The organism is Streptomyces pseudovenezuelae (assembly GCF_029892565.1).
GTDB classification, from domain to species: domain Bacteria; phylum Actinomycetota; class Actinomycetes; order Streptomycetales; family Streptomycetaceae; genus Streptomyces; species Streptomyces pseudovenezuelae_A.
Genome location: NZ_JARXVH010000011.1, coordinates 122,938 through 147,455 on the forward strand (window position 1 = coordinate 122,938; position 24,518 = coordinate 147,455).

Sequence of the window (24,518 nt, forward strand, 5' to 3'; positions counted from 1 at the left end):
TGGTGACATCCGGTTGACCCGCGCACTTCACACTCCGTTCCCTGCCCACGACCACGGAGGAGTGACCGCGCCCCATGACGCACCCCACCACCCGGGAAGCCCGGACCGCTCTGCGGATACACGGCGCCAGGCTCGTCGACGGGACCGGTTCGCCGCCGGTCGACGACGCCGTCATCACCGTCGATGCCCAGGGCACGATCACCTATGCCGGCCCCGCCGCGACCGAGCCTACGACGGCCGACCGGCCCGCGGACCTTCGTGTGGTCGACGCCGCCGGCCGGACCGTACTGCCCGGCTTCTTCGACTGCCACGTGCACCTCGCCTACGCGCACGGCTCGCCGCCCGGGCGCCGCGCCGAACTGGACCCGGTCCTGGTCACCCTGGACACGGTCACGCGGCTGCGGCAGACCCTGGACGCCGGTGTCACCAGCGCCCGCGACCTGGGCGGTCTGTCGACGGGGTTCCGCACGGCCGTGGAGAGCGGCCGGGTGGTGGGACCGCGGCTGAGCACGGCGGTACGGATCATCAGCCACACCGGCGGACACGCCGACGTACGCCTGCCCGACGGCACCGACCTCAGCGCCGGGATGTCGGAGATCGCCGACACCGCCGACGAGGCCCGGCTCGCGGTGCGCCGGGTGCTGCGCGAGGGCGCCGACCTGGTGAAGATCTGCGCCACCGGCGGCATGGGCAGCCCCTACGACCAGCCCGACGACGAGGGCCTCCTGGAGGAGGAGATCCGGGCCGTGGTCGACGAGGCCCGGCGGCATGGCGGCAAGCCCGTCGCCGCACACGCCCAGGGCAACGCCGGCATCCTCAACGCCCTGCGCGGCGGCGTCACCAGCATCGAGCACGGCTACGGGCTGGACGAGCGGGCCCTGGACCTGGCGGGCGAGCGGGAGGCGTTCGTCGTCCCGACGCTGTCCACCGTGTACGCGGGGATCGACAAGGAGACGATGCCCGACTTCCACTACCAGAAGAAGACCCGCTGGTCGGGCATCACGAAGGAGAACATCGCCCGGGCCATCGAGTACGGTGCCCGGATCGCGCTCGGCACCGACGCCGCCGTCGGCCCGCACGGCGTGAACCTGATGGAACTGAGCTACCTCGTCGACCTCGGCATGGACCCGATGGCGGCCATTGTCGCCGGGACCCGCACCTCCGCCGAGCTCCTCGGTGTCGCCGACCGGTTGGGCACCCTCACCGCAGGCCGCACCGCCGACCTGATCCTCTGCGACGGCGACCCGCTGCGGGACATCGGTGTCCTGGGCGATCCGGCGAACGTAGTCTGCGTCGTCCAGGACGGCGTCGTACGCAAGGACCTCCTGCCCGCCGCGGGCCCCGCTGGAAGGCGGTAGCGCCGATGTCCTCACTGACCGAACTGCCCGCCCCGGACAGCAAGTCCCCGGAAACGGGACCTCGGCGCGGCATCGACCGTGTACTGGCGCTGATCGAGCGGGTCGGCAACGCGCTGCCCAACCCGATCGTCCTGTTCACCTGCCTCTTCCTGGTCCTGGCCGTCGTGTCGACCGCGCTGTCGCTGGCGGACACCACCGTCACGGTCCCCGGCACCGACGAGACCAAGCCGATCACCGGGCTGTTCACCGGCGCGGGGATCAGCTGGCTGACGCAGAACCTCGTCATCAACTTCGCCACGTTCCCGCCGGTCGGCGCCGTGCTCATCATGATCATGGCGGTGGGCCTCGCGGAGCGGACCGGGCTCCTGGAGACGGTCATGCGGGCCACGCTGGCCCGCGCCCCGCGGAAGGTGCTGCCCTATCTGGTGGCGCTGGTCGCCTGCCAGGCGCACATGATGAGCGACGTGGCCGCGATCGTGCTCCCGCCGCTGGCGGCCGTGGTCTTCAAGGCCGCCGGACGGCATCCGGTGGCCGGTCTGATCGGCGGCTTCGCCTGTGTCGGCGCGGGCTACGCGGCCGGGTTCACCATCGGCTCGCTGGACGCCCTGTACATCGGCATCACCCAGCAGGCGGCCTCGGTCCTGCCCGCCGCCCAGGGCCTGGACCTGAACATCCTGGTCAACTACTACTTCACCGCCTCCAGCAGCATCGTGCTCGGCCTGCTCGGCGGTTTCCTCATCAGCCACGTCCTCGAACCGCGACTGCCGGCCTACGAACCCGGGGACGACGAGCCCGAGGAGCAGGACCTGACCCTCACCCCGGTCCAGCGGCGCGGCCTGCTGGTCACCGGCCTGGTCGTCGTCCTCTACGCGGGCGCCGTGCTGTCCCTGTGGCTGCCCGAGGGGGCGCCCCTGCGCGGCGAGGGCGGGGCGCTGGTGCCCTCGCCGCTGCTCACCGGCATCGTTCCCGTGCTGTTCGGCGCGTTCCTGCTGGCCGGGCTCACCTACGGCTTCACGGTGAAGACGGTGTCGGGCGCGGAGGGCGTGGTCACCGCCATGTCCGAGTCGGTGAAGAGCATGTCGGGCTACATCGTCCTGATGTTCGTCGCCGCCCAGGTCATCGCCCTCTTCAACTGGTCGAACCTGGGCGTGCTGCTCGCCGTCAAGGCCGCCGCCGGCCTGAACTCCATCGGCCTGACCGGCTTCTGGGTCCTGGTGGCGTTCGTGCTCCTGGCGTCCTGTCTGAACCTCTTCATCGTCTCCGGCTCGGCCCTGTGGTCGCTGGTCGGACCGGTCTTCGTGCCCGCGTTCATGCTGCTCGGCATGAGCCCGGCGCTCAGCCAGGCCGCGTTCCGCATCGGCGACTCCGCCACCGGCATCATCACGCCGATGAACCCGTACGTCTTCCTGCTCCTGGCCCTGCTGCGCCGCTACGAACCGGACGCCCGCCTCGGCACCCTCATCGCCCGGCTCTCGGTGTTCGTCGTCCCGTTCCTCGCGGTCTGGCTGATCATCCTGGGCATCTTCTACGGCTTCGACCTGCCGCTGGGACCCGGGGCGCACATCGGTCTGAAGTGATCGCCCCGCCCCGCGCCTTCTCCGGGCTCCCACCTGCGCACCATGAAGTACCGGTCCGCCCCAGGCGGCGGACCCGAGGCGCAGGTGGGAGCGGGGCTTGAAGCCGATGCGGGAACTTGGCGTGGACGACACCCCTGGCATCCTCGGACTGCCGTGGGTGCTGCACCTGGACGGCCCCGTCACGGTCCGCCGCGGGCGCCGCCGACTCACCGAGGTCAGCCGCGTCCCGCCGGGCGGCATGTTCCTCCACCCCGCCGGGACCACCCTGGACGTCGAACTCGGCGGCCCGCTCAAGACCGTGCACGTGTACGTCGCGGACGACACCCTGCGCGCGGCCGTCGGCGAGGACCACGGGCCGGTGCGCCTCAACGAGGAACTCGGCGTCACCGACCCACTCCTGGAGCAACTGGTCCTGGCGCTGGACGGCGTGGCACGTATACCGACCAACTGGAGCTCGCGCTCGCTGGTCAACTGGCCTGGCGGCACAGCAACGTACGCCGCGCCGACGGTGAACAGCAGCCCCGCGCAACAAGATTGACGGACCGTCAGTTCACGGCCGTATGCGATCTGATGGAGGCGCGGCTCGCGGATCCACTGCCGCTCGCGGAGCTCGCCACGGCGGCCGGCCTGGGTGTCAGCCGCTTCGCGCGCGCCTTCAAGGACCGGGCCCGGCCGGCGGGACGGCCGCGCTGCTGCTCGCCGCCTACGGCATACGGGTCACGATGATCAACAAGTACGGGTGGGTGGCCAACACCCCCCGCGCCCACATCACCAACCAGCGCACCCTGGAGGCGCTGCGCGACCTCGGCGTCGAGGAAGAGGCGCTGGCCGCCGGAACTCCCCGGCACCTGATGGGCGACACGGTCTTCTGTACGTCGATCGCGGGCGAGGAGATCGCCCGGATCCGTACCTGGGGCACCGGCGACGACCGGTCCAGCGAGATCGAGGAGGACGGCTGTCTGCTGGTGCGCCCCGACGGGTACATCGCGTGGCGCGTACGTCCCCTCCGGCGGACGCGGCAGACGCGAGCGCGGAGTTGGCGCGGGCGCTCAAGGCGGTCCTGGACCGCTGACGACGTAGGAAGGTCTCCACCGCAACGCGAACGTCCGGGTCGGCCCACGAGGGCCGACCCGGACGTCAGGAGTGCGAACCGGTCGGAATCAGACGAGGTCGAACCGGTCCAGGTCGGAGACCTTGACCCAGGCGGCGACGAAGTCGTTCACGAACTTCACCTTCGCGTCGTCGCTCGCGTAGACCTCGGCGAGCGCGCGGAGTTCGGAGTTCGAGCCGAAGACCAGGTCGGCACGGGTGCCGGTCCACTTGACCGCGCCGGAAGCGTCGCGGCCCTCGAAGGTCTGCTGGTCCGAGGAGGTCGACGACCACGTGGTGCCCAGGTCGAGCAGGTTCACGAAGAAGTCGTTGGTCAGCGTGCCGACCTTGTCGGTGAGGACACCGTGCGTGGACTGGCCCTGGTTGGCACCCAGGACACGCAGGCCGCCGACGAGGACGGTCAGCTCGGGGGCGCTCAGCGTGAGCAGGTTCGCCCGGTCCAGCAGCAGGTACTCGGCCGGCAGGCGGTTGCCCTTGCCGAGGTAGTTGCGGAACCCGTCGACGGTCGGCTCCAGCGCGGCGAACGACTCGACGTCGGTGTGCTCCTCGGTCGCGTCGACACGGCCCGGCGTGAAGGGGACCTCCACGTCGACGCCGGCGTCCTTGGCGGCCTTCTCGACCGCGGCGGCACCGCCGAGGACGATCAGGTCGGCCAGGGAGACCTTCTTGGCGCCGGAGTTGAACTCCTGCTGGATGCCTTCGAGGACCCGCAGCACCTGCGCGAGCTGGTCGGGGTCGTTGGCCTCCCAGCCGCGCTGCGGCTCCAGGCGGATACGGGCGCCGTTGGCGCCGCCGCGCTTGTCGCTGCCCCGGAAGGTGGAGGCGGACGCCCACGCGGTGGACACCAGCTGCGAGACGGTCAGCTCGGAGGCGAGGATCTTCGCCTTGAGGGCAGTGACGTCGGCGGCGTCGATGGCCTCGCCCTCGGCCTGCGGCAGCGGGTCCTGCCACAGCAGGGTCTCCCCCGGGACCTCCGGGCCGAGGTACAGGGATTTCGGGCCCAGGTCACGGTGGGTCAGCTTGTACCAGGCGCGGGCGAAGGCGTCCGCGAACGCGGCCGGGTTCTCGTGGAAGCGCTTCGAGATCTCACCGTAGATCGGGTCGAAGCGCAGCGAGAGGTCGGTGGTGAGCATCGTCGGGAGCTTCTTCTTCGACGCGTCGTGCGCGTCGGGGATGATCGCCTCGGCGTCCTTGGCCACCCACTGGTTGGCGCCGGCGGGGCTCTGGGTCAGCTCCCACTCGTAGCCGAAGAGGATGTCGAAGAAGTCGTTGCTCCACTGGGTGGGCTTGGTGGTCCAGGTCACCTCGAGGCCGGAGGTGATCGCGTCGCCGCCCTTGCCGCTGCCGTAGGTGGACTTCCAGCCCAGGCCCTGCGCCTCCAGCGGGGCGGCCTCGGGGTCGTCGCCGACCGATTCGGCCGGGCCCGCGCCGTGGGTCTTGCCGAAGGTGTGGCCACCGGCGATGAGGGCGACGGTCTCCTCGTCGTTCATCGCCATCCGGCGGAAGGTCTCACGGATGTCGCGGGCCGCGGCCAGCGGGTCCGGGTTTCCGTTGGGGCCCTCGGGGTTGACGTAGATGAGGCCCATCTGGACGGCGCCGAGCGGGTTCTCCAGCTCGCGGTCGCCGGTGTAGCGCTGGTCGTCGAGCCAGGTGGTCTCGGGACCCCAGTACACGTCCTCGTCGGCCTCCCAGACGTCGGCGCGGCCGCCGCCGAAGCCGAAGGTCTCGAAGCCCATCGTCTCCAGCGCCACGTTGCCCGTGAGGATCAGGAGGTCGGCCCAGGAGATGGACTGGCCGTACTTCTTCTTGACCGGCCACAGCAGACGGCGGGCCTTGTCGAGGTTGCCGTTGTCCGGCCAGCTGTTCAGCGGCGCGAAGCGCTGCTGACCGCGGCCGCCACCGCCACGGCCGTCGCTGATGCGGTAGGTGCCGGCGCTGTGCCAGGCCATCCGGATCATCAGCGGGCCGTAGTTGCCGAAGTCGGCCGGCCACCAGTCCTGCGAAGTGGTCAGTACCTCGGCGATGTCCTGTTTGACGGCCGCGAGGTCGAGGCCACCGAACGCCTCGGCGTAGTCGAAGTCCCCGCCGAGCGGGTTCGCTACGACCGGGTCCTTGGCGAGGATCTTCAGGTTGAGGCGCTCCGGCCACCACTGACGGTTACCGCCGCCCTGGGTGGGGTGCGCGGCGCGCCCGTGCGCGACGGGGCAGCCCCCGGCATCCTCCGACTTCGCGTCCGTGACGATTGCGTCGTGGTTCTCAGACATGGGAATCCTTCCGAACTGGGGGGAACACGTTGCTCAGGTACTGGGGGCGTTGGTACAGGTGGGGCACAGGCCCCAGTAGATGACCTCGGCCTCGTCGATCGAGAAACCGTGGTCGTCGGACGCGGTCAGACAGGGGGCGTCGCCGACGGCACAGTCGACATCGGCGACGGCGCCGCACGACCGGCACAGCAAGTGGTGGTGGTTGTCTCCCACGCGTCCCTCGAACCGGGCGGGGCTGCCGGCCGGTTCGATGCGGCGTATGAGTCCCGCCGAGGTGAGCGCGTGGAGTGCGTCGTACACGGCTTGTACGGAAATGTGGCCCACGCGCTCGCGCACCCCGGACGCGATCGCCTCGACCCCGAGGTGATCACCGCCCCGGACGGTCTCGAGCAGCGCGACGCGAGCGGCCGTCACCCGCAGGCCGGCACCGCGCAGCTCGGCTGCGGTGGTCGGAGGCTGGGATGCGGTCATGACGCCAACCTACCGGCATAAACACGAATGATTCAAGAAAACGAATCACCCAAGTTTGGTGTCGTGCGGGTCAACGGTCAGGACTGTGCCACGGGGACCCCGGCGTTGCACGCACGGAGCGGTGGGCGCGGCGGGCCCAATTCCGGCGCAGATGATTCAAGCTGGTGGTCATCTGCGTATGAGATGGCCGGGACGAGACAACCAGAACGAGACAGTCACGGAGGGGAGGAGGCCATGGACCTTCGTCAGATGGAGGTCGTCGTCGCGGTCGCCGAGGAGGGCGGGTTCAGCGCCGCGGCCCGGCGGCTGCACGTCGTCCAGTCCGCGGTCTCCAGCACGGTCCGCGCCCTGGAGCGTGAACTGGGCGCGGCACTGTTCCGGCGCACCACCCACCGGGTGTCGCTGACCCCCGCGGGGCACGCCTTCCTGCCGGCCGCCCGCGCCACCCTGCGCGCCGCCGAGGAGGCCAGGACGGCGGTCGACCTCGCCCAGGGAGAACTGCGCGGGGAGCTCACGATCGGCGTCATGCAGGGCCTGTACGGCGGCGCCGAGGCGCTGGCCGGCTTCCACCGGGAACACCCGGGCGTGGTGGTACGGCTGCGTCAGGCCCCGGCCGAGGACATCCCGCAGGCCCTGCGCGAGGGCACCGTCGACCTGGCGGTGGCCGCCCTGGACGCGCCGGTGCAGCGCGGTCTGACGACCCGGCTGCTGCTGCGGGAGGAGATGGTCGTGGTGACCGCCCCGGCGGCGGACGGCCTGCCGCCGGAGGGCCCGGTGTCTCTCGCCGAGGCGGCTCGGCTGCCGCTGGTGGACTTCTCCCCCGGCTGGGCGGTCCGGCACGCGGTCGACAAGGCCTTCCGCACGGCGTCCCTGGAGCGCACGGTCACCTTCGAGGTGAACGACCTGCTGGCGGCCACCGATCTGGTCCGGCACCGCCTCGGGGTGTGCATCATGCCGCCGTCCCTCGCCGCCCGGTTCCCCGACCTCCCGGTCCGCCCCTTCACCGGGCACGCACCGGCGTGGTCCGTGCGCGTCGTCCACCCGCGCGGGGAACTGCCTCCCGCCGTGACCGCGCTCCTGCGCCACATCACGCAGCGCTGACGCTTCCGGGTCGGCAACCGGGCGGACGCGCGTCACTTCCCCGACTACTCGGCCCAGTCGGAGCCCTTGATGACCTCCACGAAGTCGCCGCGCACGAACCCGGGCGAGAAGTGGGCCAGCACGTCCGCCTTGACGTTGCCGAAGGTCGTGTCGGGGCGGTCCTCGATGCCCTCGGTGAACGCGGCGAGGATGCGGTTCTTGAAGTCCGGGCGGGGGTGGGCGGCGACGACGGCCGCGCGCTGCTCGTCGGACACGGCGTGGTAGCCGATGCCCAGGACGTCCAGCTCCACACCGCGGGTGACCAGGGCCACCTCGGGCGCCATGTGCAGCGGGATCTCGGGGGTGGTGTGCAGGGCGATGGCCGTCCAGACCCGGTCGGCCGGCTCGCCTTCGATGCCGTGCGCGCGCAGGAAGCGGCGGGCCTCGTCGGCGCCGTCGATCTCGAACCGCTGGCCGGTACGGCGAAAGCGCTCGGTCAGTCCCAGGTCGTGGAACATCGCGCCCACGTAGAGCAGTTCGGGGTCGAAGGACAGCCCCTGTTCCCGGCCGCGCAGCGATCCGAACAGGAACACCCGCCGGGAGTGGTCGAACAGCAGCGGTGAGGCGACGTCCCGCACCAGTTCGGTCGCCTCCCGTGCCAGTGCGCTGCCCGGGATCCGTACGTCCGCGATCGATTCACTCATGGTGCTGCCTTCCTCTTGCCGTTCGGTCGGTGACCTCCTTCAGGATCGCGCCGTGACCTATCCTGGCGCCGTGTCCTCACTGCCGTACAACCCACAGATTCAGACATGACGCATCGGGTCGCCTTCCTCGTGTTCGACGGCGTGACGCTGCTGGACGTCAGCGGCCCGTTGGAGGTGCTGATCAAGGCCGGACGGCCCGATCCCCTCTACACACCCGTACTGGTCTCCCCGCGTGGGGGTGACGTCACGACGGCCTCGGGCGTGGTGCTGGCCCGGACAGTGGCGGCCACGGAGGTGGGACCGGTGGACACGCTCGTGGTCGCCGGATCCGACCGACTCGCCGTGCCGCCCGTGGAGGAGGAGCTGCTGGCGGCGGCCGCCGTCCTCGCCGAGCGGGCACCGCGCGTCGCCTCGGTGTGCACCGGAGCCTTCGTCCTCGCCGAACTGGGCCTGCTGGACGGACGCAGGGCGACCACCCACTGGCGGCAGGCCGAGGCGCTGGCCCGGCGCCATCCCCGGGTGCGGGTCGAGCCGGACGCCCTGCACGTCCGGGACGGCCGCTATCTCACCTCAGCGGGCATCAGCGCGGGCATCGATCTGGCCCTCGCGCTGGTCGAGATCGACCATGGAGCGGACGTGGCCCGGGAGGCGGCCCGCGAACTGGTCGTCTTCATGCAACGCCCGGGCGGGCAGTCGCAGTTCTCCACGGCGCTGATGACCCCGCCGGCCCACAGCGACCTGCTGCGCACCCTGACCTCGGCGGTGCTGGCCGACCCGGGCGCCAACCACAGCCTGCCCGCCATGGCCGCGTCCGCCGCCGTCAGCACCCGGCACCTGACCCGGCTGTTCCAGACCGAACTGGACACCACTCCGGCCCGCTGGGTCGAGCGCGTCCGCCTCGACCGCGCGCGCCAACTCCTCCTCGACGGACACAGCGTGACCTCGGCGGCCCAGCGCAGCGGGCTCGGCAGCGACGAGACCCTCCGCCGCGCCTTCGCCCGCCACCTGGGCACCACCCCGACCGAGTACCGCAGGCGCTTCGCCACCACCCGCCCGCAGCCGTCATAGGGGCATGCCCCTCACGTCACTGCGACGTCACGGGCTCGAACCACGTGGGTTCGTCGGACAGCGCCTGCTTGATCCGGAAGTGGTGGTAGTCCGTCAGCTCGGGCAGATCGTCCAGCGCGAACCAGCCGACGGCCAGGGACTCGTCGTCGTTCACCCGGGCCTCGCCGCCGAGCGCCCGGCAGCGGAAGCAGAGGTCCATGAACTGGCAGATGTCACCGTTGGGGTACGTGACCTGCCTCCCCGACCGCACCGCGACCATCCGCTCCACGGCGACCCGGACGCCCGTCTCCTCCTCCACCTCGCGCACGATGGCGAGCGCGGGCTGCTCGCCCGGGTCGGGGATGCCGGAGATCAGCGCCCACCTGTGGTTGTCCGCGCGCTGCCCGAGCAGGACTCTGCCCTCGTCGTCGAAGACGACGGCGCTGACGCCGGGAAGCCACAGCAACTGGTGACCGGCCGAGGCACGGATCTCACGGATGAAGTCAGGAGTAGCCATGTCCCCGACCCTAACCGGGAGTTCGCACCCCTCCCGCGCCGAACAGGGAGCGTGTGTCCGGCGTACGGCTACGCGTCACCGGCGCGTCGCCCGCGCACACCGGCCGCGACCGCCCAGCCCACTCCGCCCGCGGCGATCAGCACCAGCGCGATCTCGGGCAGGATGCCGAGCCGGGTGGCCGGCGTCTCGGACGAGCGCAGCGGGACCTTCTGTACGAGGTGGTCGGCGACGAACATGCCGGTCTTCTGCGTGATCTTCCCGTCCGGCATGATGATCGCGCTGACGCCGCTGGTGACCGGCACGGTGACGGTCCGGCTGTGCTCGACCGCCCGCACCCGGGACATCGCGAGCTGCTGGTAGGTCATCTCGCTGCGGTCGAAGGTCGCGTTGTTGCTCGGTACGGAGATGATCTGGGCGCCGTCGGTGACCTCGGAGCGCACGGCCCAGTCGAAGGCGGCCTCGTAGCAGGTGACCAGGCCGATCTTGGTGCCCGCCATGTCGAACACGCCCGGCTTGGTGCCCCGGCTGAAGTCCTGGCGGACCATCGAGGTCCAGTCGCTGTTGATCGCGCCGATCAGGGAGCGCAGCGGCAGGTACTCGCCGAAGGGCTGGATCTGCCGCTTGTCGTAGGTGTCGGTGGGGCCCTTCGTGGGGTCCCACAGGATCTGCTCGTTCCACAGCTTGCCGTCGCGCTCGACGACGCCGCCGACCGAGATGGGTACGCCGATCGACTTCGCCGCCTTGTCGATGACGGCGCGCGCGTCGGCGTTGGCGAACGGGTCGACGTCGGAGGAGTTCTCCGGCCACAGCACGAAGTCCGGCTTGGCGATCTTGCCGGCCTTGACCTCGGCGGCCAGCCGTTCCGTCTCGCGCGCGTGGTAGTCGAGCACGGCCCGCCGCTGGGCGTTGAACTCCAGCCCGGCACGCGGCACGTTGCCCTGGATGACCGCGACGGTCGCGTAGCCGTCCTCGGCCTTGTCGCTGACCAGCGTGCGCGCCGCCAGCGCGCCGACCACCGGGACGGCCACGCTCAGCAGGGCCACGGCCGCGGCGGACCGCCGTACGGTCCGGGTGCGCCGCCCCTCGACGGCGAGACGCACCGCCTCGTAGAGGCCGAAGCCGCTCAGGACGACCGCGAAGCTGAGCACCGGGGTGCCGCCCACCGCGGCGAGCGGCAGAAAGACACCGTCGGCCTGACCGAACGCGACCTTGCCCCAGGGGAAGCCGTGGAAGGGCACACGCGCGCGTGCCGCCTCGCCCGCGATCCACAGGGCGGCCGCCCACAGGGGCCGGCCGGGAAGCTTCGACACGGCGGCGACGCCCACGCCGACCAGCGCCACGAAGACCGCCTCGGCGGCGACCAGCGCCAGCCAGGGTCCGGGTCCGACCTCCACGCCGGTCCACACCAGCAGCGGCAGCAGGAAGCCGAGACCGAAGAGGTAGCCGAGACCGAACGCGGCCTTCCAGCCGCGCCCGCGCAGCACCCAGGCGAAACCCGCGAAGGCAGGCAGGGCCAGCCACCACAGGGTGCGTGGCGGGAAGCTGACGTAGAGCAGCACTCCGGAGAGCGCGGCGACGAGGGCCGGGACGAGGCGTACGAGCCGTGCCACGCCTGACGCGGGCGCGGCCGCGGGCTGCGACGTGTCCGACTCGTCCACGGAGGTTGCGGTGGCGGTCACTCCGGGAGTGTACGGCGGGTGACCTTGGCGCCGACAGCGCGGTCCGGATGGCGGCACGGGGCGCCACCAGGCGCGACCACCGCATCGTTCGTGCGCATCTCTGCCCAACTCATCCACAAAACGTCCATCAACCGTTACGGTGTGCCGGAGCCTCCGTCAACCGCCGGATGACGGGCCGAGCGATGGTCGGGGGGCGACGACCGGGTGGGGGCGGGGTGGGTTCCACTGGGATGACGTCTGTGGCCGGTCCTGGGGAGGACGGCGAGAGACGAAACGTTTCGGACGCGGCGGGCGTGGTGGTGCTGGGGGCCTGTGCCACCTGGTCCCTGATCACGGCCGGCGCCCATGACGGCCGCCCCGAGGGCGTGCTGCTCGCGATCCTGGCCGTGGCCGCCGGCTATGCCGTGGGGCGGATCTGCGGGGCGCTGGTGCCGGTCGCCGCGCCGTGCGCGGGAGCGCTGGCCGGGGTGGTGCTGTTGGTGGCCGTGCCCCATCTGGCGCCGGGTCCGCAGATCTACGCCCCGCTCGGGCACGCCGGTGCCACCGCCGCCCTGCTGGCCCTGTGCACCGGTGCCGCGTGCTGCGCCGCCTGGGCGGCCGAGACACCGGCCCTGCGGTTCGCGCTGGGTGCGCTGGGCGCCGGGATCACGGTGACCGCGGCCGTCGTCGGCTCGACCACCGGGCTCATCACCTGCACCGGCGTCCTGCTGTGCTCGCTGGCCGCCGGCCGGATGCGCGGCCGAGGACTCGGCATCGCGGGACTGGCCCTGGCCGCGGCGCTGGTGACCGGTCTGGTCTGGGCGCTCGCCGGGAACGCGGTGCCCGAGGGACTGGACGACTCGCTGGCGGCCCAGTTGACCGGGCACCGGATCGAGCTGTGGCACGACGCGCTGCAGCAGGCCCGCCACAACGCCGGCCTGGGCATCGGCCCGGGCCGTTTCGGCGAGCTGAGCACGACGGCGACCCGGACCCTGCTCTCGGACGGCAAGCCGCACTCGGCGCCGCTGCAACAGGCGGCCGAGCAGGGCGTGGTGGGCGTCGCCCTGCTGGGGGCGGCCTTCTGCTGGGTGCTGTACGCACTGTGGCGCTCACCGCGCCCCACACCGGTCGTACTCACGGCGGGCGCGGCTCTCACGGGACTCGCGGCGATCGCCTCCATCGGCAACGCCCTGAGCTTCACCGCCGTGTCGGTCGGCGCGGGCCTGCTGGCCGGCCTGGCCACCGCGAGACCCCTCGCCGACGACTCACCGCACCGGGAGACGCACGTACGAAGACACGGTGACCGACTGACGCCCGACTGACCCGGGGCTCAGTGCGTCGGGCCGGGCCGCAGGCTGTCCTTGATGGCCCGTACCGCCGCCTCCGCGTTGTCCACGGTGATCGTGAACGTGTGACCGTCCCACAGCCGCAGGACGACGCCCTCGCCCCGCCGTACGACGACGGCGGTGCCCTTCTCGGGCCGCCAGCGGTAGCCCCAGCCGCCCCACTGACGCGGGGTGACGTGCGCGTCGAACTCGGCGCCGGCCACATGCGAGAGCGGGATGCGGCGGCGCGGCACACCGATGTGGCCGCAGCGCACTTCGAGGGACTCCTTGTCGAGCTTCAGGTCGACGTGGACGAAGGCGAGGGTGCCGAAGATGACCAGCAGTCCGGCCGCGATGCAGCCGACGACGGCCATGGCGAGCGGGGCGACGCCGGACTTCCAGGCCGAGTCGACGGCGAGCTCGATGCCGAGCGCCAGGCAGGCCGCGCCGCCGAGTGCCAGCAGCCACTGGACCCGGTTGGTGGCGCGTCCGGTCCAGAGGTCGGGGTGCTGGGTCTTCGCGGGGTGGGGGTGGTCCCTCATGCCTACGAGATTACTCAGGTTTCGCTGCGCGGGTACCGGGTCGCGGGGAGTTGCTCCGCCGACCGGGCGGTTGCTGGACCCAGGCCGTCCGTTTGATGCCCGTCGGTCAGCGTGCCGGGCTGACCGACCGGAGCAGTCGGCCTTCCGCGTAGGCCAGGGCGGGCGCGGGCAGCGCACCCTCGCGTCCGCTCAGCAGCACCGTGAGCGTGCCGGTGGCCGGGGCCTCCGGGGCGGGCTGCTCGCCGAGCCGGCGCAGCGCCTGGGCGGCCACGGCGCCCGCGGAACCGTGCAGGACGAGCGGGGGCCTGACGGGACGCTGGACGGCCGCACGGATGCGCTCGCCGACGAGTTCGTAATGGGTGCACCCCAGGACGACGGTCGTTACCTCGGCCGGGGTGAGGGCGGCGGCCGCGGCGACGGCGGCGTCGATCGCCTGCTCGTCCGCGTGCTCCACGGCCTCGGCCAGCCCGTGGCAGGGCACCTCGGTCACCGGCACGCCATTGGCGAAGTCCACGATGAGGTTGCGCTGGTAGGGGCTGCCGGTGGTGGCGGGGGTGGCCCAGATGGCGAGGTGGCCGCCGCCGGCCGCGGCCGGTTTGATCGCCGGGACGGTGCCGATCACCGGGATCTCGGGTTCGAGGCGGGCGCGGAGGGCGGGCAGCGCGTGCACGGTCGCGGTGTTGCAGCCGACGATCAGGGCGGCGGGCCGGTGCGCGGCGGCGGCCTCGGCGACGGCCAGGGCGCGCTCGGTGAGGTCTTCGGGGGTCCGGGGTCCCCAGGGCATGCCGTCGGGGTCCAGGGAGAGCACGAGATCGGCGTCGGGTCGCAGCCGCCGTACCGCGGCGGTGGCCGCCAGCAGACCGATTCCGGAGTCCATCAGCGCGATCTTCACCCGGCCACGATAGACGATGGGCCCCTTACGGCCGGTGGGGTGGGGCAGACTGCGCGGGTGAGCGCCTTCGCGTGGACCGCCGCCGTATCCCTCGCCGCCTGGTTGTGGCTGCTGCTCTGTCAGGGCTTCTTCTGGCGCACGGACATCAGGCTGCCGCGCCGCGAGGATCCGGACGTGTGGCCGTCGGTCTGCGTGGTCGTCCCCGCGCGCGACGAGGCGGCCGTACTGCCCGCCAGCCTGCCGTCGCTGCTCGCGCAGGACTATCCGGGACGGGCGGAGATCTTCCTCGTCGACGACGGCAGTTCGGACGGCACGGGCGACCTGGCCCGCGAGCTCGCCCGCACGCACGGCGGGCTGCCGCTGACCGTCGACTCCCCCGGCGAACCCCCGGCCGGCTGGACCGGCAAGCTGTGGGCCGTGCGCCACGGCATCGGCCTGGCACGCGCGCGTGGACCCGAGTACCTGCTGCTGACGGACGCCGACATCGCGCACGCGCCCGGCAGCCTGCGGGAGTTGGTCGCCGCCGCCGGCACCGGCGGCTTCGACGTCGTCTCCCAGATGGCGCGGCTGCGGGTGGAGAGCGTGTGGGAGCGGCTGGTGGTGCCGGCCTTCGTCTACTTCTTCGCGCAGTTGTATCCGTTCCGCCGAATCGGCGGCGAGCGCACGCGCACGGCGGCCGCGGCGGGCGGCTGTGTGCTGCTGCGCGCCGAGACCGCCGAGCGGGCGCGGATCCCCGACGCCATCCGGCACGCGGTCATCGACGACGTCGCCCTCGCGCGGGCGGTCAAGGGCGGGGGCGGCCGGATCTGGCTCGGCCTGGCCGAGCGGGTCGACAGCGTGCGGCCGTACCCGCGACTGCACGACCTGTGGCGGATGGTCTCGCGCAGCGCGTACGCGCAGCTGCGGCACAACCCACTGCTGCTGCTCGGTACGGTCCTCGGTCTGGCGCTGGTCTATCTGGTGCCGCCGGTGGCACTGATCGCGGGCGCGGCCGGCGGGGACACGACGGCCGCTCTCGTCGGCGGCCTGGCCTGGCTGGTGATGACCGGCACCTACGTCCCGATGCTCCGCTACTACCGCCAGCCGCTCCTGCTCGCTCCCCTGCTGCCGTTCACCGCGTTCATCTACCTCCTCATGACGGTCGATTCCGCGGTGCAGCACTACCGGGGACGCGGTGCGGCCTGGAAGGGCCGCACGTACGCGCGTCCGGACGCCGTGCCCGACGAGCACGCTCTGTAGCGAGCCCGGGAAGCGTCACTTCCGGCCCGGAGTCCAGTTCATGCCCCACCCGTAGGCGTAGTCGATGGTCCGCTGCGGGCTCACCCCGCGCTCGGGCACCAGATAGCGGGCCTCGCGCTGGACGACCAGGTCGCTGCCGGTGTTGGTGATCAGCGCGAGCGCGCACACCGTGGAGGGGACGGTGCACTCGTCGAGCGAGAAGTCGATCGCGGCGCCGTACTGCGGTTGCAGAGTGACCGTGGCATGCAGGTCGGCGAAGGAACGGGCGCCCTCGTAGATGGTCACGAAGACGAGGACGCGCCGGAAGTCCTGCTTGTGGTCGAGGTTGACGGTGAGGTTCTCGCCGCTCTCGACGGCGCCGGTGCGGTCGTCCCCGTCGAGCAGGAGGTACGGCGGACGGTGCAGGGACCCGAAGGCGTTGCCGAGGGCCTGTACGACGCCCTTGCTGCCGTCGGTGAGTTCGTACAGGGCGCACAGGTCGAGGTCGAGGTCCGCGTGCTTGGCGACCGCCCGGCCCCGCTTGCTGCCCCAGCCCGAGAACTGCTTGCGCACCTCCCAGTTGAGGTTGACCCGCATGGCGCCCGAGGTGCCGCCCTGCTTGGTCAGCGACACCGAGGGAGCGGACTTGGTGAGCGTCACCTTGGTGAGGCGGACGGGCGCGGCGGGCGGCGTCGCCGAGGGAGCGGGCGGCGGCGGCATCGTCACCGGCGGGGCGACGGGCGCGGGCGACGGGGGAGCGACGGGCTGCGGGGCGGGCGTCGGCGCGGCCTGCTGCGGTTCGTCCACCGTGATGCCGAAGTCCCTGGCGAGCCCTTCGAGTCCGCTGCCGTAACCCTGGCCGACGGCGCGGAACTTCCAGGCACCCTGGCGGCGGTAGAACTCACCCAGCACGAAAGCGGTTTCGACGCTCGCGCCGGTGCTGTCGAAGCGGGCGGCCACGGTGTTCTGGGCGGCGTCGCGCACCTCGATGTAGAGGTCCGGGACCTGCCCGAACGTGCCGCCGTCGGAAGACGCCACCAGGACGATCGTCTCGATCGCGGGCTCCACGCGCGCGAGGTCGACGACCAGCGTGTCGGTGATGGTGCCGCCGCCGTCCCGCTTGCCCTCGTGCCGGACGGCGCCCGAGGCGTGCGCGGGCTGGTTGTAGAAGACGAAGTCGCTGTCCGACCGGACCTTGCCGCCCACCAGCAGGAGGGCCGAGGCGTCGGCGTCCGGCACGCCCGGCCCGGAGCGCCAGCCCAATTCGACGCGCAGGGCCGTCGTCGGCACCGGCACATTCGATCCCTTCGGCATTGACATGTCTGCCCCCATCGCCTGTCATCGCGCCAGGTCGTGTCCCGGCAGCCCTTCGGGTTCTCTACACGTCCAACCTATTCCCCGGGACAGCGAACTCCCATCAGGAGCACAGGATCACCAATGGCCAACCCCTGGTAACCGGCTCGGAACTCGGTCTTTACAGGATCCGAACGCAGGTCGGCGCCCTATTTTGCCGAGTTCGCTCGCATTGGGGGTCCACCGTCACTGCCGACACGGAAAACAACCCTCTTATCGGTCTCCCCAACCAGCACATCGTGGGCTTAACTTATGTGCCATGACCTCCCCCCGCTCCACTTATGGCGGCGGTTACTACTCCGCCTTCCCGGACACTCCGATCTACGACAGGCTCGTCGCCGAGCGGGGCACCCCGCAGATCGCCCCGATCCGGGTACCCGCCGCCTACGACGCACCAGGCAGTCACCTGCCCGCGTTGCCGTCGGCACTCCCCGCCCTCCCGGCGGGTCCCTCCCAGTCGTACGGCTACCCGCAGGCCGCCCAGCCGTCTCCGCTGCAGCAGGCTCCCGCGGCCTACATCCCGCCGCAGTCGACCGCCCCGCGCGGTTACCCCGGTCCCCAGCAGCCGCAGCAACAGCGCCCGATGGCGCCCGGCACGGGCTACGAGGCGATGCGCCCCGCGGCTCCCCGCCCGGCCCCGTACCAGGACCCGTACAACAACCAGCAGCAGCAGTACCGCGGCGGCGGCTACTAGAGCGTCCTCCCCGACCCGCCGTCCGCCCTGGCACGATGGCGTCATGGGGAGCGCGCGACTGCAGTCGATTCATGTCCATCCGGTCAAGGCGTTCCGGGGCCTCGCGCCCCGGCAGGCCGACGTGGAGCCCTGGGGTCTGGCCGGGGACCGGCGCTGGGTCCTGATCGACGCCGGGGGAAAGGTCGTCACCCAACGCCAGCAGCCGCGCCTGGCGCTGGCCGCCGCCGAGCTCGTGCCCGGCGGCGTTCGTATGTCCGCACCCGGCATGGAGCCGCTGACGGTGCTCGTGCCCCGGCCGGTCGGCACGGTGCCGGTGGAGATCTTCCGCGACAAGGTCGAGGGCGTCCTCGCCGAGGACGAGGCCGCGCACGCCTGGTGCAGCGCCTACCTCGGCGCCGACATCCGCCTGGTGCACATGGACGACCCCACCACCCGCCGGCCCGTCGATCCGCAGTACGCCCACCCGGGCGAGACCGTGACCTTCGCCGACGGCTACCCGCTGCTGGCCACCACGGCCGCCTCACTCGACGCCCTCAACTCCCTCATCGCGCAGGGCGATCACCCGGCCGAGGGCCCCCTGCCGATGAACCGCTTCCGACCGAACGTGGTCCTGTCCGGGACCGCCGCCTGGGCCGAGGACGACTGGTCCCGCCTCGTCATCGGCGAGGTCGCCTTCCGCGTCGCGAAGACCTGCGGTCGCTGTGTCGTGACCACCACCGACCAGCACACCGCCGGCCGGGGCCGCGAGCCGCTGCACACGCTGGGGCGGCACCGCCGTATCGGCGGCAAGCTGGTCTTCGGCCAGAATCTCGTGCCCCTCTCGCGCGGCACGATCCGTGTCGGCGACCCGGTGACGATCGTCGAATAGCCACCCCTTCGGCACTGTCGGCGGAAAGATCCGGACAACGCACGGTGTGCGGGAACCGGGGCCGGGGCCCGGCGCGTTGGGGATGCGTAAGAAGTTCATGAGAGGTCCCCGGTCGCAGGTGATTTCGCTCTCTCTTTGACCGGGTCCGCGCGTGAACGGCGGTCGACGGAGTTATCACGGAGCGGGAAGGGGGTGCGGACGGTGCGGACACTCGGTGGGCTCTGGCGCTGGCGGCACAATCCGCTGCGCCGCACGACCGATCTGGTCGAGGCCTGGCTGGCGTTGGTGGCCCTGCTGTTGATCCTGCTCGTCGCGCCCGTGGTCGGCACCCTCGCCGGCGGTGTCGCCCAGGACGCCCTGCAGCAGTCCGTGCGGGACCAGCGCAAGGCCCGGCACCTGGTCACGGCCACGGTGGTGCGCGAGCTGAACCGCTCGCCGATGGACACGGATCCCGAGACCTCCTCGTCGCGCGACGTGCGCAGCAGCGTCATCGCCGACTGGACCGGCCCGGACGGCACCGCCCAGCACGGGGCGGCCCTGGCGAACCTCAAAGTCCCGCACCGCGGCGACCACTTCGGGATATGGACCGACGCGCACGGCCGGCCGACGGCCCGCCCCCTGGACTCCGCGACGGCGACGACACACGCGGTCCTCGCCGGGTTCGGCGCCGCCATGTTCACCGCGGGTCTGGTCGAGGCGGTCCGGCGGGTGGTCGTGTGGCGCATGGTCCGTCGCCGGTACGCCCGTTGGGACCAGGCCTGGGACCGGGCGGGCCCGGACTGGGGCCGGACCGGCACCGGCAGTTGACGGCATTCCGGCACTGGTCAACCCACCGGCCGCACGCACGCTACGGTGGACCGGCCGAACGTTGTCGGCATCAACCCGCGTACCACGAGGTGGGGGCACAGCAACGCCATGGCACAGGGCACGGTCCAGGTGACGCACACCGGTACATCGAGGTGGCGGCGCCGCACGGGTGAGTACGCGTCGCTCGCCGCCGCCCTGGAGGCCGCGGCCGACGGGGACGTGCTCACCGTCGCCCCCGGCACCTACCGGGAGAACCTCGTCGTCCAGCGGTCGGTGACCCTGCGCGGCCCCGAGGGCTCCCCCGGCTCGGTGCGGATCGCGCCCCTGGACGGGGTGCCGCTGACCGTGCGTGCCTCGGCCGTGGTGCAGGACCTGCACGTGGAGGGCCAGGACGCGGCCTCTCCCGCCCTGCTCGTCGAGGAGGGCACCCCCGAGCTGACGGACGTCCGGATCGTCACGCGCTCCGCCGCCGGCATCGAGGTGCGCGGCGGCGCCCGCCCGACCGTGCGCCGCTGCACGGTCGACAACCCGGCCGGCGTCGGCATCGCCGTACTCGACGGCGGGGGCGGGGTGTTCGAGGAGTGCGAGGTCGTCTCCGCCGGTCAGGCGGGCGTCTCGGTCCGCGGCGGCGGGCACCCGCGCCTGGAGCGCTGCCGGATCCACCACGCCTCGGGCTCGGGCCTGGCGGCGACCGGGGAGAACTCCGCGCTGGAAGCGGTGGGTTGTGAGATCTACGAGGTCCGGGGCAGCGGCGTCCAGGTCACCGGCCGCGCCACCGCGCACCTCACGGACTGCGATGTGCACCGCACCACGGGGGACGGCGTCTCGCTCGACACGGACGCGGTGTTGACGCTTGCCGACTGCCGTATCCACGACATCCCGGAGAACGCGGTCGACCTGCGCTCCCGCTCGGTGCTCACGCTGACCCGCACGACGGTGCGTCAGTTCGGGCGCAACGGCCTGTCGGTGTGGGACCCGGGCACGCGCGTGGACGCCAACCAGTGCGAGATCTTCGACAGCACCGGCGACTACCCGGCCGTCTGGGTCAGCGACGGCGCCACCGCCGTACTGGACTCCTGCCGGGTGCACGACGTACCCGACGCGCTGTTCGTCCTGGACCGCGGCTCACGCGCGGACGTCGTCGACAGCGACCTCTCCCAAGTGCGCAACACGGCCGTGTCGGTGAGCGACGGCGCCACCGCGCAGCTCGACGACTGCCGGATCCGGGACGCCGCGACGGGCGCCTGGTTCCGCGACCACGGCAGCGGCGGCACGCTCAACAACTGCACCGTGGTCGGCACCCAGACCGGCGTGATCGTCACCAAGGGCGCCGACCCCACCATCGAGCGGTGCACGGTCGACTCGCCCGCCGAGGCGGGCTTCTACGTGTCGGCGGGCGGGCGCGGCAGCTTCCTCAACTGTCGGGTGACGGGCAGCGGCGGCTACGGCTTCCATGTCATAGACGGCTGCCGCGCGACACTGCGCAAGTGCCGCACGGAGCGCTGCGCGCGCGGTGGATACGAGTTCGCGGACGCCGGCCCGGACGCCGGCGCCGGCGCGGGTCCCGTCGTGGAGGACTGCACCAGCGACGAGAGCGCGAGCCTGCGCGAGACGGCCGTGGAGGGCGCGGGCCAGTCCTCAGGTCTGCTCGGCGCCATCCCCGGACAGCGTGCCGGCGAGCAGGAGCCCCTGATCACCGCCACCACGGAGCCGGAGCAACCCGCGCGGTCCTCGCAGTCCGTGATGGGTGAACTCGACGCGCTGGTGGGCCTGGAGAGCGTCAAGCGCGAGGTGCGGGCGCTCACCGACATGATCGAGGTCGGCCGGCGCCGCCAGGAGGCGGGCCTCAAGGCGGCCTCGGTCAAGCGCCACCTGGTCTTCACCGGCTCCCCCGGCACCGGCAAGACGACGGTCGCCCGGCTCTACGGCGAGATCCTGGCCTCCCTCGGTGTGCTGGAGAAGGGTCACCTGGTCGAGGTGTCCCGCGTCGACCTGGTAGGCGAGCACATCGGCTCGACGGCGATCCGCACCCAGGAGGCTTTCGACCGGGCGCGCGGCGGTGTGCTGTTCATCGACGAGGCGTACGCGCTGTCCCCGGAGGACTCCGGCCGGGACTTCGGGCGGGAGGCCATCGACACGCTGGTGAAGCTGATGGAGGACCACCGGGACGCCGTCGTGGTGATCGTCGCGGGCTACACGGCGGAGATGGAGCGGTTCCTGTCCGTCAACCCCGGTGTGGCGTCGCGGTTCTCGCGGACCATCACCTTCGGCGACTACGGCCCCGAGGAGCTGCTGCGGATCGTGGAGCAGCAGACCGAGGAGCACGAGTACCGGCTGGCGGAGGGCGCTTCGGAGGCGCTGCTGAAGTACTTCACGGCGATCCCGAAGGGCCCGGCGTTCGGTAACGGCCGTACCGCCCGCCAGACCTTCGAGGGCATGGTCGAGCGGCACGCGAGCCGGGTCGCCCAGCTCGCCGAGCCGAGCACGGACGACCTGACGCTCCTCTACGCCGAGGACCTGCCCGAGTCGGCCTGAGACGGAGCCCCGGCCTCAGGGCGCGGGGTCGGCAGATCGGGCCTGAGCCGGGCGAGGAGCCGCTCCCGCTCCTCGGCGAACACCGGGTCCGCCTGGTAGTCGGAGTGGCCCAGGACGGGCGCGGGCAGCGGGTGCAGTGCGGTGCGGCCGTAGCCGAGCGGGTCCTTCAGTGGGCCGCGGTCCACTTCGGGGCCGCAGTCGCCGGGCAGGCCGACGGGGCCGCCGATGGGGTCGGTGAGCCGGTAGAGGTTGCGCCAGCAGTCGACGTCCTGGTGCAGGGAGCTGAGCGCGGCCGGTCCGAAGTGGGCCGGGAACCAGCGGCCGTAGAGGCGCTCCAGCGGTGAGCCGTAGGTCAGCAGGGCGACCCGCTTGCGGACGGCGGGTTTGAGCTGCCAGGCCGCCGCGGCGGCGAGCACGCTGCCCTGCGAGTGGCCCGAGAGGACGAGTCGGCCGCCGGTGGCGCGGGTCCAGGTCGCCATCCGCCAGGTCAGGTCGGGCACCGCGCGCTCCGCGTAGCAGGGCGGGGCGAAGGGGTGGGCGGCGCGCGGCCAGAAGGTGCCGACGTCCCACAGGATGCCGATGGTGCGCCGCGCGGAGGCGTCCTTGTAGGCGCGCCGCCCCCAGGTGACGAAGAGTATGAAGCCGAGCCCGATCAGCCAGGAGCCGAGCGCCTGGGCGGTCTGGGCGGCGCCGTGCACGAAGGCGTACGAGGGCTCTGCGGCCTGGGCCGGTGCCTTGTCGGTGGTGAACGCGCCGATCAGGGCGCCCGCGCCGAGCAGCAGGGTCGTGGTGGAGACGACGGCGACGACGAGGGGGCCGCGGTCGGTGAGCGTGGCCATCGCGCGCGTGGTGGCGATCTTGCGGGTGCGCGCGGTGTCCTTGGGCTCCCCCGCGTAGTCGAGTTCGATGGTGCTCATCTCGGCGCGGCGCAGCAGCCAGGCCCGCCATCCGAGTCCGCCGCAGAGCACCAGCAGGACGAGGATGAGTACGGGGATCACCGATGCCTGCCAGGTCAGCAGCACCGGTGGGCCTGCGATGGAGGTGCCGGTGCCGTCCAGCCAGTCGGAGACCCGCTGGGAGACCCCGCCGGACATCACGCCGCCGAGGGCGCAGGCCAGCATGGCGACGGCGGGTCCGCCCAGGCCGCGCATGGCGGCCCGCGGGTCGGGGTGCGTGCGGTGCAGCACGCGCGCGACGACGGCCAGCGCTATCACCAGGCCGCCCTGGACGAGGGTGATGGTGCCGAAGGTGGTGTCACCGGGCAGACGGCCGGCGGAGACCCATCCTGGGCGCGCCCAGCCCGCGTACACGGCGGAGAGCACGAGCAGGGCGAGCGCGCCGAGCGGCAGGCGCCGTACCAAGTGTTCGTCGAGGCGCCGGTCGATGAAGTTCTCGCTGCGGCCGCGACGGCACACCACCCACACCACGCCGACGGCGGTGATCAGGATCGCCGCGACGAGGAACCGGCCCAGCGTGTCCAGCAACGTGGAGCCGCCGGAGTCCCGGTCGAAGCGGGCCGCGGTCGTGGCGAGCGCGGCGGCGACCGTCAGCAGCCCGGCCGCGGTGTGCGCGGCGCGGAGCCGGGCCACCAGCCTGCGGCCGTACCAGAAGCCGGGCCGGCCAAGGGCCGTGCCGTCGCTCTCCTCCTCGGGCTCGGCCTTGCGGGAGATCGGCTGCTGGGACTCGTAGGCGCTCCAAGTGCGCCGGGAGAGGTACCAGAGCAGGAAAGTGAGCGCGGCCGGCACGACGGCCGCGAGGGCGAGCCGGCGGCCGGGGTCGCTCCACCAGCCGTGGTGCGAGGCGTCGGGCGACAGGAAGCCGAGCCAGGTGTGGCGCTCGGCGCACGCGTGCGTGCCCGCGCACTGCCAGGCGGCGAGGTCGAGCGCGACCTCGCAGGCGGCCGCGACCAGCAGCACCGTCAGGGTCAGTCCGGTCAGGCGCACCAGCAGCCCGTACAGGCGCACCGACCGCCGATGGCCCCGTGCGGTGGGGCGCATCCAGTGCGCGAGGTTGACCACCATGAACGGCAGCAGCAGGAGCCACAGGGCGCGGGCGCTGTTGCCGGAGGTGAGATTGCACCAGACGTACGCCTCGGGCACCGGTTCGCCGCGCTGGTCGTCGGGTCGGTTCTCCGCGTCGACGTCGTCGGCGCGCCGGAAGACGGCCGCCGTGCCGTCGCCGCTGATCCGCACCGTGCGCGGATCGTCGAGCATCTTCTCGGGCGTGGTGCCGCCCACGCCGTGGACCAGGAGTTCCAGGGCCGTTCCGGCCTCTTCCGGTTGTGCGCCGGGGCGCTCTGGCCCACTGGTCGCAGTACGTTCCTGTACACGTTCCTTTGCACGCTGCACTGTTCGCACTTCCCCCGTGACGCGCCATCTGCTGTTGTCCGTGCGGGCAATAAGGATGGCCGTTTTCGGCCTCCGGTACACCTCCTGTCACTGAATCTCCCCGATCCGTGTGACAAGCGAGGAACGCGTGAGCCGTAAGTGACATGTGCG

The 24,518-nt window shown here is 72.2% G+C and carries 20 protein-coding genes and 1 pseudogene; 12 read left to right on the forward strand and 9 right to left on the reverse strand.

The window, feature by feature from the left end; all coding sequences use genetic code 11:
- The first annotated feature begins 74 nt into the window (after nucleotides 1-74).
- From M2283_RS31615 to M2283_RS31630, 4 genes and pseudogenes are all read left to right on the forward strand, one after another.
- The gene (locus M2283_RS31615; protein ID WP_280879866.1) at nucleotides 75-1,358 is read left to right on the forward strand and encodes a metal-dependent hydrolase family protein; all 1,284 of its coding nucleotides are present in this window, start codon (nucleotides 75-77) and stop codon (nucleotides 1,356-1,358) included.
- Nucleotides 1,359-1,363: 5 nt separating this feature from the next.
- Nucleotides 1,364-2,935: an AbgT family transporter gene (locus tag M2283_RS31620; protein ID WP_280879867.1), complete on the forward strand. Its 1,572-nt coding sequence runs from the start codon at nucleotides 1,364-1,366 to the stop codon at nucleotides 2,933-2,935.
- A 121-nt stretch (nucleotides 2,936-3,056) separates the two neighbouring features.
- Nucleotides 3,057-3,473 carry a hypothetical protein gene (locus M2283_RS31625; RefSeq protein WP_280879868.1) on the forward strand — a complete coding sequence of 139 codons (417 nt, stop codon included), beginning with the start codon at nucleotides 3,057-3,059 and terminating at the stop codon, nucleotides 3,471-3,473.
- A gap of 22 nt (nucleotides 3,474-3,495) precedes the next feature.
- Nucleotides 3,496-3,804 (forward strand): annotated as a pseudogene (locus tag M2283_RS31630) (FAD-dependent monooxygenase); the annotation flags it as partial.
- A 291-nt stretch (nucleotides 3,805-4,095) separates the two neighbouring features.
- Here M2283_RS31630 and katG read toward each other — a convergent pair.
- Together katG and M2283_RS31640 are read right to left on the reverse strand one after the other, a co-directional pair.
- Complete coding sequence (katG, locus tag M2283_RS31635; RefSeq protein ID WP_280879869.1) at nucleotides 4,096-6,309, reverse strand: catalase/peroxidase HPI; 2,214 nt, start codon at nucleotides 6,307-6,309, stop codon at nucleotides 4,096-4,098.
- A 33-nt stretch (nucleotides 6,310-6,342) separates the two neighbouring features.
- A complete protein-coding gene (locus M2283_RS31640) occupies nucleotides 6,343-6,780 on the reverse strand; it encodes a Fur family transcriptional regulator (protein WP_280879870.1) in 438 nt (145 codons plus the stop codon).
- A 234-nt stretch (nucleotides 6,781-7,014) separates the two neighbouring features.
- Here M2283_RS31640 and M2283_RS31645 point away from each other — a divergent pair, with 234 nt between their 5' ends.
- Nucleotides 7,015-7,881 carry a LysR family transcriptional regulator gene (locus M2283_RS31645; RefSeq protein WP_280879871.1) on the forward strand — a complete coding sequence of 289 codons (867 nt, stop codon included), beginning with the start codon at nucleotides 7,015-7,017 and terminating at the stop codon, nucleotides 7,879-7,881.
- A gap of 44 nt (nucleotides 7,882-7,925) precedes the next feature.
- Here the strand turns inward: M2283_RS31645 and M2283_RS31650 are convergent, their stop codons facing one another.
- Complete coding sequence (locus M2283_RS31650) at nucleotides 7,926-8,564, reverse strand: HD domain-containing protein (protein ID WP_280879872.1); 639 nt, start codon at nucleotides 8,562-8,564, stop codon at nucleotides 7,926-7,928.
- Between the two features lie 105 nt (nucleotides 8,565-8,669).
- On the opposite strand from M2283_RS31650, the gene M2283_RS31655 reads away from it, so the two are divergent.
- Nucleotides 8,670-9,632 carry a GlxA family transcriptional regulator gene (locus M2283_RS31655; protein ID WP_280879873.1) on the forward strand — a complete coding sequence of 321 codons (963 nt, stop codon included), beginning with the start codon at nucleotides 8,670-8,672 and terminating at the stop codon, nucleotides 9,630-9,632.
- A gap of 16 nt (nucleotides 9,633-9,648) precedes the next feature.
- Here the strand turns inward: M2283_RS31655 and M2283_RS31660 are convergent, their stop codons facing one another.
- Together M2283_RS31660 and lnt are read right to left on the reverse strand one after the other, a co-directional pair.
- Nucleotides 9,649-10,128, reverse strand: a complete 480-nt coding sequence (locus tag M2283_RS31660; protein ID WP_280879874.1) for an NUDIX hydrolase — start codon at nucleotides 10,126-10,128, stop codon at nucleotides 9,649-9,651.
- A gap of 68 nt (nucleotides 10,129-10,196) precedes the next feature.
- Nucleotides 10,197-11,807, reverse strand: a complete 1,611-nt coding sequence (gene lnt / locus M2283_RS31665) for an apolipoprotein N-acyltransferase (RefSeq protein ID WP_280879875.1) — start codon at nucleotides 11,805-11,807, stop codon at nucleotides 10,197-10,199.
- Nucleotides 11,808-12,037: 230 nt separating this feature from the next.
- Between lnt and M2283_RS31670 the strand changes: the two genes are divergently transcribed.
- Nucleotides 12,038-13,108, forward strand: a complete 1,071-nt coding sequence (locus tag M2283_RS31670; RefSeq protein ID WP_280879876.1) for an O-antigen ligase family protein — start codon at nucleotides 12,038-12,040, stop codon at nucleotides 13,106-13,108.
- An 8-nt stretch (nucleotides 13,109-13,116) separates the two neighbouring features.
- On the opposite strand, the gene M2283_RS31675 is transcribed toward M2283_RS31670, so the two are convergent.
- Nucleotides 13,117-13,653: a hypothetical protein gene (locus M2283_RS31675; RefSeq protein ID WP_280879877.1), complete on the reverse strand. Its 537-nt coding sequence runs from the start codon at nucleotides 13,651-13,653 to the stop codon at nucleotides 13,117-13,119.
- Nucleotides 13,654-13,759: 106 nt separating this feature from the next.
- Entirely contained in the window at nucleotides 13,760-14,545 is a 786-nt protein-coding gene (locus M2283_RS31680) for a glutamate racemase (protein ID WP_280879878.1), read from the reverse strand.
- Between the two features lie 57 nt (nucleotides 14,546-14,602).
- Between M2283_RS31680 and M2283_RS31685 the strand changes: the two genes are divergently transcribed.
- Nucleotides 14,603-15,784 (forward strand): glycosyltransferase, encoded by a 1,182-nt coding sequence (locus M2283_RS31685; protein WP_280879879.1) that lies wholly within the window; start codon nucleotides 14,603-14,605, stop codon nucleotides 15,782-15,784.
- 15 nt (nucleotides 15,785-15,799) lie between these two features.
- Here the strand turns inward: M2283_RS31685 and M2283_RS31690 are convergent, their stop codons facing one another.
- Nucleotides 15,800-17,077, reverse strand: a complete 1,278-nt coding sequence (locus M2283_RS31690) for a TerD family protein (RefSeq protein WP_280880056.1) — start codon at nucleotides 17,075-17,077, stop codon at nucleotides 15,800-15,802.
- A 298-nt stretch (nucleotides 17,078-17,375) separates the two neighbouring features.
- Here M2283_RS31690 and M2283_RS31695 point away from each other — a divergent pair, with 298 nt between their 5' ends.
- From M2283_RS31695 to M2283_RS31710, 4 genes are all read left to right on the forward strand, one after another.
- Complete coding sequence (locus M2283_RS31695) at nucleotides 17,376-17,810, forward strand: DUF6643 family protein (RefSeq protein ID WP_280879880.1); 435 nt, start codon at nucleotides 17,376-17,378, stop codon at nucleotides 17,808-17,810.
- A gap of 43 nt (nucleotides 17,811-17,853) precedes the next feature.
- Entirely contained in the window at nucleotides 17,854-18,678 is an 825-nt protein-coding gene (locus tag M2283_RS31700) for an MOSC domain-containing protein (protein ID WP_280879881.1), read from the forward strand.
- A 201-nt stretch (nucleotides 18,679-18,879) separates the two neighbouring features.
- Complete coding sequence (locus tag M2283_RS31705; protein WP_280879882.1) at nucleotides 18,880-19,485, forward strand: Rv1733c family protein; 606 nt, start codon at nucleotides 18,880-18,882, stop codon at nucleotides 19,483-19,485.
- Nucleotides 19,486-19,593: 108 nt separating this feature from the next.
- Nucleotides 19,594-22,020, forward strand: a complete 2,427-nt coding sequence (locus M2283_RS31710) for a right-handed parallel beta-helix repeat-containing protein (protein ID WP_280879883.1) — start codon at nucleotides 19,594-19,596, stop codon at nucleotides 22,018-22,020.
- Here M2283_RS31710 and M2283_RS31715 read toward each other — a convergent pair.
- Entirely contained in the window at nucleotides 21,990-24,257 is a 2,268-nt protein-coding gene (locus M2283_RS31715) for a hypothetical protein (RefSeq protein ID WP_432423154.1), read from the reverse strand. The genes M2283_RS31710 and M2283_RS31715 overlap by 31 nt on opposite strands.
- Nucleotides 24,258-24,518: the final 261 nt, after the last annotated feature.